Consider the following 14,438-nt stretch of genomic DNA (forward strand, 5'->3'; position numbering starts at 1 on the left):
ACTCTTCCGGCCTTCAATTCGCGACGTCAATCGTACGCCCGACAAAGCGAAGCGACGTTCCATGGAACGCGAATGCGCACGCCACGGACACGTCGCCTCGAACCCTTCCCGCTGTCGGGGCACGGTGCGCCCCGACGAGGTCCTGCCTTCTGACCGTGCTACGCGCGCCTCGCTGCGTGAAAACCGAAAACGCGCCGGCCGGGTTACATCAACGAACGCTCAATAACCGTACTGCATGCTTTCCTGTACGTTGCCCTTGTCGTAGAAGCGGTCCGACACCTTGACCCACGTCGGCACCTTCTCGCCCTTCGCGAACTTCTGCGCGACGTCGCATGCGAGCGGGCCGAAGAACGGGCTCGACTGCACGCTCGCGCCAAGCTCGCCGGCTGCGATCGCGTCGAGGCCGCCCTTCGTGCCGTCGATTGTGACGATCTGGATATCCTTGCCCGGCTGCTTGCCGGCCGCCTTGATCGCGGCGATCGCGCCGAGCGCCATTTCGTCGTTGTGCGCATAGACGGCCGTAACGTCAGGATGCGCCTGCAGCAGCGTTTCCATCACCTGACGGCCCTTGTCGCGCGCGAAGTCGCCGCTTTGCGATGCGATGATCGACATGCCCGGATTCTTCGCGATCACTTCGTCGAAGCCCTTCTTGCGATCGTTCGCGGCGGACGCGCCCGTGGTGCCTTCGAGTTCGATGATCTTCGCCTTGCCGCCCGTCGCCTTGACGAGCCAGTCGGCTGCGCGATGGCCCTGGTCGATGAAGTCCGAGCCGATGAACGTGATGTAGTCGCGGCCCGCCTTCGCCACCGACTGATCGACGTTGCGGTCGACGAGAATCACGGGAATGCCCGCCTTCTTCGCCTGCAACACGACGGGCGCGAGCGGCTTCTCTTCACGCGGCGGGAACACGAGCAGATCGACGTGCTGCGCGATCATGCTCTGGATGTCGGAGACCTGCTTCGAGTTGGAACCGTTGGCATCCGTCATCACCATCTGCCAGCCGCACTTGGCCGCGATGTCCTTGAAGCTCTGCGTTTCGGCGAGGCGCCACGGGTTGTTGCTCTCCGTTTGCGCGAAGCCCACTTTGAGCGGTTTCTTGGTCGGGATTTTCGGCAGATCGTCAGCCTGCGCCGATGCCATGCCAAATCCCAAAGCGATTGCCAGCAATGCTGCGGCGAGCGGCTGAAGCCTTTGCCCGCGCGAATCCCGATTCTGCGACGCCATGTCTTCCTCCAGTACCAGTTGGTGTGTTTTGCTTTTGTGCTTCAACTGCCGCCGGCACGTCGGTGGTGACCGGACGTGCCGATTATTCCATCGCGAATTATTATTGGTCAATCACTAATAATATTAACTGCAGCGCGTTTTGCCTCGGTAATTTCCCTGACTGACCCACGTTCGATCAACGGCCCGTCGAGTTTCACCATCCGGTGACGCACGGGTGCGCCGGCTGCCTGGTTGTGCACTTCCTGAAGCAGCGTATCGACGGCCCAGCGCCCCAGTTCGTAGTTCGGCAGCACGACAGTCGATAGCGGCGGATGCGTGTGGCGCGCGATTTCCTGATCGTCGTAGCCGAGCACCGAGACGTCGTCGGGCACGCGGTAGCCGAGCTGCTTCAGCGCCTCGATCGCACCGAGCGCCATCAGGTCGTTCGCGCAGAAGATCGCGGTCGGCGGATTAGGCTCGCGCATCAGCGACAGCGTGTGCTCGAAGCCCGTGCCCGAACTCCAGTCGCCGTCGCGGACCATCTCCGGCGCGAACGGCAGGTCGGCCGTGGCGAGTGCGGTGCGGTAGCCCTTCAGGCGGTCTTTCGCCGCGTCCTGCCAGTGCTCGCCGTTGATGTAGCCGATCCGCCGGTGTCCCGCGCGCAACAGGTATTCGGTTGCGACATGGCCGCCCGCGACTTCGGCAGGAACGATCGACGACTGGTCGCCCTCGCTCGTATAGCAGTTCAGCAGGACGGTCGGCACACGCGCCAGTGCGGCGGGCAGCGTGACCTTGCGGGTGTAGACGGTTGCGTAGACCACGCCGAACACGGTCGGGCTCGCGAGAGCTGCGTCGAGCACCTGCTGCTCGATGTCGGCGTTGCCGTGCGTCGAGTAGACGGCGAGCAGCTTGCCGTTCGCGTAGGCGGCATCGCGCGCGCCGTCGATGTTCACGACGGGGTGCGGACTGGTCGAGATTTCGTCGGCGAGATAGATGATCAGATTGCGCTCGCCCGACGACGGCGGCAGCGGTTCACGCGGGGCGAGGCGATAGCCGAGATCCTGCGCGGTTTTCAGCACCTTGTTGCGGGTCGCTTCGGAAAACTTCGCGCTGGTCGCGTTGTTCAGGACGAGAGAAACAGTCGATTGCGACACGCCGGTGAGCTTGGCGATATCGGTCATCGTCGGGCGGCGCTGAGTCGATTTTTTCATTGATCTGGCCGCGCAACGGCGGCTCGTTGACGGTGAATGCCGCAGGCATCGTTGCACTGACGGTACCACTAATAATATGCCCTGGACAACACACGCAAACCCCGCTTTTTACTGGACCTTGATGGCCTCCAGTAGTGGAGTTTTGTCAGAATTATTACTAATAATATTGACCGGAGGATTCAGCCGTGCGATTCTCGCTCGCGCGGGCCGCTTCGGCGCATGGCATCGAACGCGCGCCCGACGACGTCGCAACCGCCCACACCCATTCAAACGACTATGCGCGAAGCTTCCCTCCATTCGTCCGCAGCCGATCCCGCCACCGATCTGCGCATCGACGACCCGTCGCTCGTCGTGTTGTCCAGTGGCGATACGACGCTCGTGGTCGCGCCGGAGGTCGGCGGATCGATTGCCGCTTATTTCGGCGTGGTGCGCGAGCACTCGTCGCAACGCGTGCTGCACTGGCTGCGTCCCGCGACACGCGCGGCGCTCGCCGCTTGTGATCCGCTGCGCATGGCGAGCTTCCCGCTCTTTCCGTATTGCAACCGCATCCGCGATGCGCGCTTCGAGTTCGACGGTCGCACGATCGATCTCGGCGGCGACGGAAACGCCTATGCGCATGCGCTGCATGGTCACGCGTGGCGCAGGCCGTGGCGTGTCAGCGCGCGCACGGCTTCATCTGTCGAACTGCATTTCGAGCATGAGCCGGATAGCGAAAAGCAAGGCGACTGGCCGTTTCGTTATCGCGCGAGCCAGCGCATCGAATTGCTGGGCGATGCGTTGCGCGTGACACTCACCGCGCAGAACCTCTCGGAAAGTCCGATGCCGTTCGGCATGGGCCATCACCCGTACTATCCGCGCACGTCGAACACGGTGATTACCGCGCATGTGGATGAAATGTGGCACTCAGACGCGCACGTGTTGCCGACACATCTCGGCCCGCATGGCGCCGTCGATGCACTCAGGCGCGGCATGAGCGCCGACGCGTTCGATCTGGACAACAACTTCAGCGGCTGGACGCGCAGCGCGACGATTGCATGGCCGGACGAAGCGCGCAGCGTGACGCTGACCGCCGATGCGCCGTTCGATCATCTGGTGGTGTTCGCGCCCGCGAACGATGTGCAGTTGTGCGTCGAGCCCGTCACGAATACGACCGACTGCTTCAACGCCGATGAAGACGGGCGCAAGCGCACAGGCTACCGCGTGCTCCAACCCGGCGAAGCGATCAGCGCCGGGCTCAACTGGAAGCCGCAGCGCAACTGACGCATCAAAGCGCGTTCAGTCGACGCGCAGTCGCGCCATATAAGGCAGGTGATCCGACAGCCATGCCGTCTCTTGCGCCGGCTGGATCCATTCGACAGGCTTCATCCCGCGCACGAACATCTTGTCGAGCGCCAGTGCGGGCGAGAAAGCCGGAAACGTGCGTCCCGGCTCACCGAGCAGCGTCGCGACTTCTTCCAGGCCATGCTCACGAAAGAGCGGCACGGAATCGTTGCGCCAGTCGTTGAAGTCGCCCGCGAGCACGAGCGGACCGTCGGGCGCTTCCTTCGAAATCCAGTGCGCAATCCAGTTCATCTGCCGCAGCCGCGCCTGGCGCGTGAGCGCGAGATGCGCGCACAGCAGCGTCACCGCGTGACCGCCGAACGTCGCGCGCGCGACGAGCAGGCCGCGCCGCTCGAAGCGGTGTGCGGAAATGTCCCAGCGTCCGCCGAGATCGAGCGGATGCGGCGACAGGATTGCATTGCCATGCCGCCACGACGGTTTGAATACGTTCGGTCCCAGCGCGATCTGCAACTGCAGCGCATCGGCGATTTCAGTCGCCTGGCAATGCCACACGTCGTTATCGAAGTCGCCCAGCGGCGCGCCGAACGAACTGGCCAGCACGGGGCCGGGCATGCGGCGCGCCATTGCTTCTTGCAGGAAGTACGCGTCGGCATGAACGGACTGCACCCAGCGCTGCATCGCCTGCCATGCCTGGAAGCCAAGTGGTGAGCGGCCCTTGTGCAGGTTCCAGCTCACGGCGATAAAGTCCTTCCGGTCGAGGTTTTCGCGTATCAGTTCTTCGGGGTTTCGCATGCCGCGTTATCCACGTCTTTCGTTAAGTTCACGGGTTGTTTGGGACGCTTGCACGCAATCGATATACGAGATTCGGGTCCTTGTCGACGATTGTCCATGACGTCCAGTCGCCGGGCGGCACCTTCAGCCCCGGATGGCTCGCGCTCACCTGACGCGGCTGCGGCGGAAGCTTGCAGCCGGTGCTCGTGGTGGGCGTAGAGGTTTCTTCAAGCGTTTCCTGCGCGTCGATCACGAACGTGACGCCGCTCGCATCCGCTTGCGTCGGCGAAACGGTCAACGTGCGCGCGAGATCGATGCTACCCGCCGGTACGTCCTTGCAACCGACGCTGTTCTGCACGACGCGATGATGCGTATCCGTGCGCGCCTGGCCGACGGTCGTGTTGCCGTCGAACGAATCGATCTGCTGGCCGTCGCGCACCACCTGCAGTTCCCATTTGACGACGGGCGGCGCGCTGCGCGGCTGCGTCTGGGCCATCGTGCCCTGCGCCATCAACGTGGTGCCGAACACGGCGGCAACGAGGCTGGTTTTCCACATGAAGAAAGAGTCTCCGGAATCGCTGCGTTTCGCTAAAGCGTGCGGCATCCGCGCGTTCTTTCTGCGACCGCCGACCATCTTACGCTTTATCGGGATAACGGTTTTCTGACACCCGATCTGGAACCAAGGTTCAGCGCGCGGCGGTTACATTGCATTGCAGATAGGGGCGCGAATGTGACGATTCAAGCAATTGTCTCGCCCGACATGTGCGGTTAGCAGCAGACCCGCATGACTGCTGGCTTGCATGCCATTTCGGCGTCGTTACACTGAAATTGAAGCGGCGTCGGGGACGCTGCGGATGCAAGACCAGCACGACGGGGTGAAGCAATGACAACGGCCATGGTGAAACAGGAAATCGCGGTTGCATCGTTCAGCAAGGTCTATGACCTGGATCAGGTCGAGACGGCGCTCAACGAACTCAGCGAGGGCGCCAGCGACGCACTGCGTTCCACATACGAAAAGATGCTGAAGGTCGGCAATCTGCGTTTTTGCGTGAAGCCGAACCGGATGCCGTCCATCGACGATCTGATCGGCTCGCTGCCGAATTTCACCGAGCCGCTCGACGACATCCGCAAGCAGGTCGCGCTGTGCCTCGAAACGGACGACCGCCTCGAACTGATGCCGATCCTGCTGCTCGGCGATCCCGGCATCGGCAAGACGCACTTCGCGAAGCAGCTGTCGCGGCTCCTCGGAACCGCGTATCACTATGTCGCGATGAGTTCGTTGACGGCGGGCTGGATTCTGTCGGGCGCGTCGTCGCAATGGAAGAACGCGAAGCCGGGCAAGGTGTTCGACGCGCTGGTGCATGGCAGCTACGCGAACCCCGTGATCGCCGTCGACGAAATCGACAAGGCAACGGGCGACTCACAATACGATCCGCTCGGCGCGCTTTACGCGCTGCTCGAACATGACACTGCGCAGACGTTCATCGACGAGTTCGCGGAGATTCCGATCAACGCGGGCCATGTGATCTGGATCGCGACCGCGAACGACGAACGCGCGATTCCCGAGCCGATCCTGAACCGGATGAACGTCTACGAAATTCCGCCGCCGGACCGCGACGGCTCGCGGCGCATCGCGCAGTCGATCTACAACGAAATACGCTCGGCGCACGGTTGGGGCCAGCGGTTTCCGGCGCAACTCGGGGGGCGGCGCTCGACGCGCTGGCGCAGGCGTCGCCGCGTGAAATGCGGCGCGCGATCCTGAACGGTTTCGGCTCGGCGCGCATCGCGAGCCGCGACCATATCGGCGCCGACGACATTCGCCTTGACTACAATTCGCGCCGCAAACCGATCGGTTTCTAGCGTCATTGGCGTCATTTATGCGAACAGGCCGCGCTCGCGCGACCTGTTCATTGTTCCAATGTTGCGTCTATTCCATAGCAAAGACAGGGCGATTCGCGCCTGATTTGAACGTATTCGAGCAACAGTCAATTCCGTTAATGAGGGTCGGTAAACCGATAGGTGAGGACTAGACTCCGTTCACTGAAATGCAAACCGCGTTTCGCTCGAACTGGACTTCACCTCAGGAACCGATCATGAAAAAGCTTTCGCTTGCCGCTTTGCTGATTTCCGCAGTCGTCGCCGCGCCCGCTTTCGCAAGCGGCTACAGCCCGGCTCCGACGCAATCGCCGTCCAGCGTCAACGGCCCGAAAACGCGTGCCGAGGTGAAGGCCGATCTGGCGCAAGCCCGGGCGAACGGTGAACTGAGCCTGAATCCGAACGCACCTGCTTATCCTCAGCAATTTGCAACGGGCGGTTATACGGTGCCCATCGCACACGTCGACCTGCACCATCTGTTCAAACGCACAACTGCACAGGATTGATCAAGCCTGTTGTGGCTCAGGCGGAACGAGTCCGCCAAATTCACCTGGAATGCGCGTCGTGGGCGTACACTGAATCAAACGCTCGACGCGTTCCCACATATTGATGCCCGCAGCCGCACAAGGCTGCGGGCATTTGTGTCTGTAGCGCGTCGCGTCATTTCGCATTGTGCATGTGAAGCGTTCGACAGCACGCGGTCACGGTTTTCGACGACACCGCACGCTATCGAAATCCTGGTGGATGACGAGGTAGAACGCGGCGCGTCGAGCCGCGTCCAACGGACATGGATCAGATCGAATGTGTGGTGATCGGCGCTGGTGTCGTCGGTCTTGCCGTGGCGCGCGCGCTGGCTGCGCGCGGACGTGAAGTGATCGTGCTGGAGGCTGCGGAAGCCATCGGCGTCGGCACGAGTTCCCGCAACAGCGAAGTGATACACGCGGGCATCTACTATCCGCGCGGCTCGCTCAAGGCGGCACTCTGCGTGCGCGGCCGCGAGATGCTGTACGACTACTGCGCCGAACGCGGCGTGCCGCACCAGCGCTGCGGCAAATTGCTCGTCGCGACTGCGCGCAACCAGATTCCCCAGCTCGAAAGCATCATGGCGCGCGGCAAGGAAAACGGCGTGCTCGATCTGATGCGTATCAGCGGCGAGGAAGCACAGGCGCTCGAACCGGCGCTGCAATGTGTCGAAGCCGTGTTCTCGCCGCAGACGGGCATTGTCGATAGCCATCAACTGATGCTCGCGCTGCAGGGCGACGCGGAACGCGACGGCGCCGTCTGCGCGTTCCATGCGCCCGTCGAAGCAATCGAAGCGATCAACGGACGCTTCATCGTCAAGGTAGGCGGCAACTCGCCGACGACGATCGGCACCGCGTGCGTCATCAACAGCGCGGGACTGCATGCGAACACGATCGCGCGCAAGATTCGCGGGCTCGATGCGCGCCATGTGCCGCCGCTCTATCTCGCGCGCGGCAACTACTTCAGCATCTCGGGACGCGCGCCCTTCAACCGCCTGATCTATCCGATGCCGAACGAAGCTGGACTCGGCGTCCATCTGACGATCGATCTCGGCGGCCAGGCGCGTTTCGGCCCGGATGTCGAATGGGTCGATACGATCAACTACGACGTCGATCCGCAACGGGCCGAATCGTTCTATGCGGCGATCCGCGCGTATTGGCCGGCGCTGCCCGATCATGCGCTGCAACCGGCGTATGCGGGCATTCGTCCGAAGTTGTCGGGTCCTGGCGAGCCGGCCGCCGACTTCCTGATTCAAGGTCCCGCCGCGCATGGCGTGCGTGGTCTGGTGAATCTGTTCGGTATCGAGTCGCCGGGTTTGACGGCGTCGCTGGCGATCGCGCAGCGCGTGTGCGAAGTCAGCGGACGCGCGTGAATGCGCAGGCGCACACACGCACTACCGATTCGCTTATGACGGGGATTTGAACCATCACGCGCGCCGGCTTCATTGATATGCTTGGGGACCGCTGTCATTAGAACGGCGTAGACCCCCACAATAGCAATGGAGTGAGTCCCCATGAACAGTTCACGTCGTACGTTTCTGATCACGAGTATCGGTGTGGCATCGACGCTCGCGCTGTCGCGCCAGGCGTTCGCCGATGCACCGAAGGTCGCCGAATCCGATCCGACCGCGCAGGCGCTCGGCTACAAGGAAGACGCGTCCAAGGTCGACAAGGCCAAATACGCGAAGTACGCAGCAGGCCAGGATTGCGGCAATTGCAGTTTCTATCAGGGCAAGGCCACCGACGCCTACGCGGGCTGCCCAATGTTCGCGGGCAAGCAGGTCGCGAGCAAGGGTTGGTGCAGCGCATATAACAAGAAAGCCTGATACGACGAAATCCAGCCGGCATGGGCACGTGTCGGACGATGCAATGCAGCATCGCCGCGCGTGCCTTTCGCAGTAACGGATCGAGCGCGCGCCGTGCAACGCGGCGTCGCGCTTTTGTCGTATGAAAGTTGCTTGAAAACTGATGTCGTGCTCTTTTACACTCGCATGGCTTGCGCGCGCGGCCTTCACGACGGCCCATTCGAATCACTTCAGACCAACGCAGCCCGACGCCTCGACGAAGGGCGGAGACATCGATGTCACAAGCAGCGAGGAGCCTCAATACCCGTGCGGTCACTGCGGCCGTCATCGGTAATGCACTCGAGTGGTATGACTTCACCGTCTTTGGTTTTCTCACCGTCGTCATCGCCGAACTCTTCTTTCCCTCCAGCAGCGACTACGCGTCGATTCTTCTCACCACGGCGAGCTTCGGCGTCGCGTTCGTCATGCGGCCTGTCGGCGGCATCGTGCTCGGCCTGTACGCGGATCGCGCGGGACGCAAGGCGGCGCTCTCGCTCGTCATCGCATTGATGACGCTCGGCATTCTGCTGCTCGCCATCGCGCCGCCGTATTCGGCAATCGGCATCGGCGCGCCGATCATCATCGTGGTTGGGCGTCTGCTGCAGGGCTTTTCCGCGGGCGGCGAGTTCGGCAGCTCGACTGCGCTGCTGATCGAAGCGGCGCCGTTCTCGAAACGCGGTCTATACGGCAGCTGGCAGATGGCGAGCCAGGCGGCGGCACTGCTGCTCGGCGCGATCGTCGGCGCGCTGGTGACGCGCGGTCTGTCGCCGGAAGCGCTCAAGTCATGGGGCTGGCGCGTGCCGTTCATCATCGGTCTCGTGATCGGACCGATCGGTTTCTACATTCGCCGTAATCTCGCGGATTCCGAAGCATTTCTGCACGCGAAGCAGACCGCGCGCCGCGCGACGCTCGGCGAGCTTTTCGCGCACCATACCCGCGACGTGCTTTGCGGTCTGGGCTCGGTGATCGCATTGACGGTCACGATCTACGTGCTGATCAGCTATCTGCCGACCTTCGCGGTCAAGCAACTGAAGCTGCCTTATTCGGATTCGTTCACGGCTGTGATCGTCGGCAATCTGCTGTTGATGGTGTTGTCGCCGCTGACGGGCGCATGGTCCGATCGCATCGGGCGCAAGGGGTTATCGCTGTGGTCGCTGGGGCTCACGCTGGTGCTGATCTATCCGCTCTTCGCGTGGCTCGAAGAAGCACCGAGCGTGTCCAAGCTGATTCTCGTGCAGGCAGTGCTGTCGATCACGCTATCCGGCTATTACGGTCCGTTCGGCGCACTGATGGCCGAACTTTTTCCCGCGAACGTGCGCTCGATCGGCCTTTCGCTCGCGTACAACTTCGCGGTGATGCTGTTCGGCGGCTTTGGCCAGTTCATCGTCACGTGGCTGATCAAGACGACGGGTTCGCCGCTCGCGCCGACGTACTACGTGATGTGCGGACTCGCGCTGTCGATCATCGCCGTTGCGTGCATGCCCGCGAAACGTCACGCCGATCTCGACGCGATGCGCAAGCCCGTCGATGCGCTGGAGCGGCGCTAGCTTCGCGCAGGCATCAACGGCGGCCGCCTGTCGAACCACGGACGCGCCGTTTCCAGTTGCGCGGCGAGCCGCAGCAACATCGCTTCGCCGCCGTCACGCGTGGCGAACTGTACGCCGATGGGCAGTCCGCGCGCGTTCCAGTAGAGCGGCACCGACATCGCCGGTTGTCCCGTCAGATTGAACAACTCCGTGCAGCCCGCCCACGCGAACGCCTTGTTCGACACTTCCGTCAGCAGCTTGCGCATCAGCGGCTCGACGGGAACCGTGGTGACGGCGCGCATCTGCATTTTCTCGACGGCGGTGGGCTGCATTTCACCGATCTTGATCGGAGCGGAAGCGAGCGTCGCGCACAGGATCACGTCGTAGCGCGTCATCAGATCCGCGAGCTTTGCGCTCACCTGACGCTGTGCCTCCAGCGCGGCAGGCAATTCGCGCTCGCCGAATTTGCGGCCGATATGTCCCATCGTCCACGTGGCGATTTCGAATTCCTCACGATTCGGCTTGCGCCCCGTGATCTGATCGGCCCGTAGCACGAGATTTTCGGCGCTCACCGACCAGATCATCAGAAACGATTCGCGCAGGCTCGCGAAGTCGATGCCGAGCGATACGGGTTCGATGTGATGGCCCAGCGACGCGGCGAGTTGCGCGGCGTCGTCGAGCGCGGCGCGGGCGTCGGCGGACAGCGCGGGCGCGAGCATCGGGTCCGTGACGAACGCGATGTGCAGCGGCTTGCACGGTTCGCTGGCGGCGGCGAGGAAGGTGCCGGGCGCGCCCATCGGACGGTCGGCGTTGCCCGAAGTGAGATCGAGCAGCAGCGCGCTGTCGCGCACGCTGCGCGAAACGGCGTGGTCGATGCCGAGGTCGCCGGGCGCGGGCACCGTGTTCGACGGCTGCCGTCCGCGCGACGGTTTGAGCCCGAAGAGGCCGCAACACGACGCGGGAATGCGGATCGAGCCACCACCGTCCGACGCATGCGCGAGCGGCACGATGCCCGCCGCGACGGCGGCAGCCGAGCCGCCGCTGGAGCCGCCCGGCGTGTGATCGAGACTCCACGGGTTGCGGCAGGGCCCAAACAGTTCGGGCTCCGTATAAGGCATCTGCCCCATTTCCGACGTGCTCGTCTTGCCGAAGATGTTGAGTCCGGCCGCGCGCGTTGCGGTGACGAGCGGCGCGTCTTCGTCGGGAACGAAGTGGCGGTAGTGGCGGCTGCCCATCGACATGCGCAGCCCTTTGACGGGCAGCCCGAGATCCTTGACCAGATACGGGACGCCGGCGAGTGCACCGCCGCCCATCGCGTCACCATTGCCGTTCGCATGCTCTCGCGACGCGCGCTCACGCGCGGCGTCGTAGTCCTTCAGAACGATGGCGTTGATCGCGGGATTGGCGGCTTCGGCGCGCGCAATCGCTGTTTCCAGCAATTCGCGCGCGCTCACCTTGCGCTTGCGCACGAGATCGGCGAGGCCGATCGCGTCATGATCGAGGTAATCGGATTGCACGACGACGGCCCCCGCGGACAGGAATGGTGATGACGGCACGCGCGGGACGGCGTGCCCAGAATGGAAGCGCGGGGCACGACGCGGCCACGTCGCGCCTCTAGCGTAACTTACGCGTGGGTGCCGAGGAAAGTCAGCGTGCGGCCATGCGCAAGTGCTGCCGAATGCTGGTTATAGCTCGCGCGCTCGGTGCAGTTGAAGCCGTGATCGGCGTTCGGGTAGATATACAGCTCGACTTCGTCGCGGCCCGCGAAGCGCTCCTTCACTTCACCGACTGCCGACAGCGGAATGCCGTGGTCGAGTTCGCCGTAGTGGAACTGCATCGGCACCTTGATTTGCGGTGCTTTGTCGAGCTGGTTCTGGATGCCGCCGCCGTAGTACGACACGGCGATGTCGAGCAGCCCTTCAGCCGCGGCCAGATACGCGAGACGGCCGCCGAAGCAGTAGCCGATCCCCGCGATCTTGCCCGTCACTTCCGGCATCGCGCGCAGCGCGGCAGCCGTGGCGCCGATATCCGCGACGGCGAGATCGACGTTCGTCTTCTGCAGAATCTCGATGCCCTTGTCGCGATCCGCGCCGGCGTAGGTGAGTTCGACGCGCGGCTGCGTGCGCCAGAAGATATCCGGCGCGATCGCGATATAGCCGTCCTGCGCATATTGATCGACGACGTCGCGGATGTGGCCGTTCACGCCGAAGATTTCCTGGATGATGATGACGGCCGGACCCTTGCCGCTTTTCGGCGTCGACATGTACGCGCCGAACGAATCATTGCCGGTTTGAATGTCGATCCATCGGGAAGTCACGCTCACGTTGTTTCTCCTTGCATAAACGGTGAAGCCGCTATCGGGCGGGCAATCGTTTGCGGGCGTCTCGCCCGCAGCGGGCGCTCAGTGTGCCATCAAAAGAAGGCAATTGCAGCGAGACGCCCGGGCGACGGCCTTCTCGTAAGCGGATTGAAACAACGCCCCGTTCCGGCGGGCTGTGCGGCCCGGTTGCGGCGGTCAAAAAAACGGCGCTCGCACTCTATATATAGAGTGCATCGCTTAAGCGTGTTTGAGCACGATCTCAACGGCGCGTTATCACCATTGTGTTTACCCGTGATGACGCGTTCGACGCACATCCGGCGCATTAACGGACGATCCCGCCAAAGCTTTATACCGACACTATAGAAGCCCCCTCGTTTGCCCGAAACCCGCGCCAGCCGGTGCTTTCCGGGCACGTCACGCGTGCCTTTCACGACTAAGTGGGATAAACGCTATTGGTAGTGATCCCACTTACTCAAAAAACCCCCACAAATTAATTTGATGGCCTACACTTGCGCGCAAGCGCGGGGCGCCACCTGCCACAAACAGGCTGGAACGCGTGCTTGCCAAGTGCATGAACGATGCATCCGGCGGAGTCGTCCACGGGATTTGAGCGACACGTGAAGGAAGCGGGGCACAAGGGCGATTACGTTGATTTTGGGACCGAAATCGGAGACTTACATGAACATCAAAATCCAAAAGCTGTTGCCGATTAGCGCTGCGGCGATGCTGTTTGCAACGTTGGCGACGACGGCTTCGGCCGACACTGTTGTCAAGATCGGCCATGTTGCGCCTTTGACGGGTGGCATCGCTCACCTGGGCAAGGACAACGAAAATGGCGCACGTCTCGCAGTCGAAGAGATCAACGCGAAGGGTCTGACGATCGGCGGCCAGAAGATCACGCTGCAACTCGACGCACAAGACGACGCAGCTGACCCGCGTACTGCTACGCAGGTCGCGCAGAAGCTGGTCGACGACAAGGTCGCGGCAGTGGTTGGCCACCTGAACTCGGGTACGTCGATCCCGGCTTCGAAGATCTACAGCGATGCAGGCATCGTTCAGATCTCGCCGTCGGCAACGAACCCGGCTTACACGCAGCAGGGCTTCAAGACGACGTACCGCGTCGTGGCAACGGATGCGCAGCAAGGTCCGGCACTGGCCAACTACGCAGCGAAGGGCCTGAAGGTCAAGAGCGTCGCGATCGTCGACGACTCGACGGCATACGGCCAGGGTCTCGCAAACGAATTCGAAAAGACGGCGAAGTCGCTGGGCCTGAACGTGATGTCGCATGACGCGACGAACGACAAGGCTGTCGACTTCCGCGCGATTCTGACGAAGATCAAGGGCGAAAACCCGGACGCGATCATGTACGGCGGCATGGACGCCACGGGCGGCCCGTTCGCGAAGCAAGCCAAGCAGCTCGGCCTGCGTGCGAAGGTGCTGGCTGGCGACGGCGTGTGTACCGACAAGCTGTCTGACCTGGCTGGCGACGCAACCGACAACATCGTCTGCTCGGAAGCCGGTATGGCGCTCGAGAAGATGGAAGGCGGCGCAGCGTTCCAGGCGAAGTATCAGAAGCGTTTCGGCCAGCCGATCCAGATCTACGCTCCCTTCACGTATGACGCTGTGTACATCATCGTCGACGCAATGAAGCGCGCTGGCTCGACCGATCCGGCGAAGATCCTCGCAGCAATGCCGAACACCGACTACAAGGGTGTGATCGGCGAAACCACGTTCGACTCGAAGGGCGACCTGAAGCACGGCGTGATCTCGCTGTACAACTACAAGTCGGGCAAGAAGACGCTGCTCGACGTCGTGAAGATGTAAGAGCGCTTGGCGTAGCGGGCGGAAGCGCGGTTCGCCGCATTGCGCCCAACGCGAGCCGGCCC

At 62.7% G+C, this 14,438-nt stretch carries 12 protein-coding genes and 1 pseudogene; 7 read left to right on the plus strand and 6 right to left on the minus strand.

Going from position 1 to position 14,438, the window contains the following annotated elements:
• Window positions 1–219: 219 nt before the first annotated feature.
• A complete protein-coding gene (locus H1204_RS00525) occupies window positions 220–1,224 on the minus strand; it encodes an ABC transporter substrate-binding protein (protein WP_180729364.1) in 1,005 nt (334 codons plus the stop codon).
• Between the two features lie 107 nt (window positions 1,225–1,331).
• Window positions 1,332–2,384, minus strand: coding sequence for a LacI family DNA-binding transcriptional regulator (locus H1204_RS00530; RefSeq protein ID WP_180730822.1), 1,053 nt, complete (start codon window positions 2,382–2,384; stop codon window positions 1,332–1,334).
• A 306-nt stretch (window positions 2,385–2,690) separates the two neighbouring features.
• On the opposite strand from H1204_RS00530, the gene H1204_RS00535 reads away from it, so the two are divergent.
• Window positions 2,691–3,674, plus strand: coding sequence for an aldose 1-epimerase (locus tag H1204_RS00535; RefSeq protein WP_243468533.1), 984 nt, complete (start codon window positions 2,691–2,693; stop codon window positions 3,672–3,674).
• A 15-nt stretch (window positions 3,675–3,689) separates the two neighbouring features.
• On the opposite strand, the gene H1204_RS00540 is transcribed toward H1204_RS00535, so the two are convergent.
• Window positions 3,690–4,487, minus strand: coding sequence for an endonuclease/exonuclease/phosphatase family protein (locus tag H1204_RS00540; protein ID WP_180729366.1), 798 nt, complete (start codon window positions 4,485–4,487; stop codon window positions 3,690–3,692).
• A 28-nt stretch (window positions 4,488–4,515) separates the two neighbouring features.
• The gene (locus tag H1204_RS00545) at window positions 4,516–5,022 is read right to left on the minus strand and encodes a hypothetical protein (protein WP_180729367.1); all 507 of its coding nucleotides are present in this window, start codon (window positions 5,020–5,022) and stop codon (window positions 4,516–4,518) included.
• 327 nt (window positions 5,023–5,349) lie between these two features.
• Here H1204_RS00545 and H1204_RS00550 point away from each other — a divergent pair.
• The 5 genes and pseudogenes from H1204_RS00550 to H1204_RS00570 all read left to right on the plus strand — a co-directional run bounded on the left by H1204_RS00550 (window position 5,350) and on the right by H1204_RS00570 (window position 10,253).
• Window positions 5,350–6,326 (plus strand): annotated as a pseudogene (locus tag H1204_RS00550) (AAA family ATPase).
• A 233-nt stretch (window positions 6,327–6,559) separates the two neighbouring features.
• A complete protein-coding gene (locus tag H1204_RS00555; protein ID WP_180729368.1) occupies window positions 6,560–6,847 on the plus strand; it encodes a DUF4148 domain-containing protein in 288 nt (95 codons plus the stop codon).
• 281 nt (window positions 6,848–7,128) lie between these two features.
• Entirely contained in the window at window positions 7,129–8,235 is a 1,107-nt protein-coding gene (locus H1204_RS00560) for an NAD(P)/FAD-dependent oxidoreductase (protein WP_180729369.1), read from the plus strand.
• 141 nt (window positions 8,236–8,376) lie between these two features.
• Window positions 8,377–8,688, plus strand: coding sequence for a high-potential iron-sulfur protein (locus H1204_RS00565; RefSeq protein WP_180729370.1), 312 nt, complete (start codon window positions 8,377–8,379; stop codon window positions 8,686–8,688).
• A 254-nt stretch (window positions 8,689–8,942) separates the two neighbouring features.
• The gene (locus H1204_RS00570) at window positions 8,943–10,253 is read left to right on the plus strand and encodes an MFS transporter (protein WP_180729371.1); all 1,311 of its coding nucleotides are present in this window, start codon (window positions 8,943–8,945) and stop codon (window positions 10,251–10,253) included.
• Here the strand turns inward: H1204_RS00570 and H1204_RS00575 are convergent.
• Both H1204_RS00575 and H1204_RS00580 read right to left on the minus strand, forming a co-directional pair.
• Entirely contained in the window at window positions 10,250–11,749 is a 1,500-nt protein-coding gene (locus H1204_RS00575) for an amidase family protein (protein ID WP_180729372.1), read from the minus strand. The genes H1204_RS00570 and H1204_RS00575 overlap by 4 nt on opposite strands.
• A 107-nt stretch (window positions 11,750–11,856) precedes the next feature.
• A complete protein-coding gene (locus tag H1204_RS00580; protein WP_180729373.1) occupies window positions 11,857–12,555 on the minus strand; it encodes a dienelactone hydrolase family protein in 699 nt (232 codons plus the stop codon).
• Window positions 12,556–13,230: 675 nt separating this feature from the next.
• Here H1204_RS00580 and H1204_RS00585 point away from each other — a divergent pair.
• Window positions 13,231–14,376, plus strand: coding sequence for a branched-chain amino acid ABC transporter substrate-binding protein (locus tag H1204_RS00585; RefSeq protein WP_180729374.1), 1,146 nt, complete (start codon window positions 13,231–13,233; stop codon window positions 14,374–14,376).
• Window positions 14,377–14,438: the final 62 nt, after the last annotated feature.

This window comes from Paraburkholderia sp. PGU19 (genome assembly GCF_013426915.1).
In the GTDB taxonomy this organism is placed as follows: domain Bacteria; phylum Pseudomonadota; class Gammaproteobacteria; order Burkholderiales; family Burkholderiaceae; genus Paraburkholderia.

Bases quoted from the DNA above. Each gene is read 5' to 3' on its own strand.
- H1204_RS00525 (WP_180729364.1), bottom strand. From the start codon at position 1,224: ATGGCGTCGCAGAATCGGGATTCGCGCGGGCAAAGGCTTCAGCCGCTC.
- H1204_RS00530 (WP_180730822.1), bottom strand. From the start codon at position 2,384: ATGACCGATATCGCCAAGCTCACCGGCGTGTCGCAATCGACTGTTTCT.
- H1204_RS00535 (WP_243468533.1), top strand. From the start codon at position 2,691: ATGCGCGAAGCTTCCCTCCATTCGTCCGCAGCCGATCCCGCCACCGAT.
- H1204_RS00540 (WP_180729366.1), bottom strand. From the start codon at position 4,487: ATGCGAAACCCCGAAGAACTGATACGCGAAAACCTCGACCGGAAGGAC.
- H1204_RS00545 (WP_180729367.1), bottom strand. From the start codon at position 5,022: ATGTGGAAAACCAGCCTCGTTGCCGCCGTGTTCGGCACCACGTTGATG.
- H1204_RS00555 (WP_180729368.1), top strand. From the start codon at position 6,560: ATGAAAAAGCTTTCGCTTGCCGCTTTGCTGATTTCCGCAGTCGTCGCC.
- H1204_RS00560 (WP_180729369.1), top strand. From the start codon at position 7,129: ATGGATCAGATCGAATGTGTGGTGATCGGCGCTGGTGTCGTCGGTCTT.
- H1204_RS00565 (WP_180729370.1), top strand. From the start codon at position 8,377: ATGAACAGTTCACGTCGTACGTTTCTGATCACGAGTATCGGTGTGGCA.
- H1204_RS00570 (WP_180729371.1), top strand. From the start codon at position 8,943: ATGTCACAAGCAGCGAGGAGCCTCAATACCCGTGCGGTCACTGCGGCC.
- H1204_RS00585 (WP_180729374.1), top strand. From the start codon at position 13,231: ATGAACATCAAAATCCAAAAGCTGTTGCCGATTAGCGCTGCGGCGATG.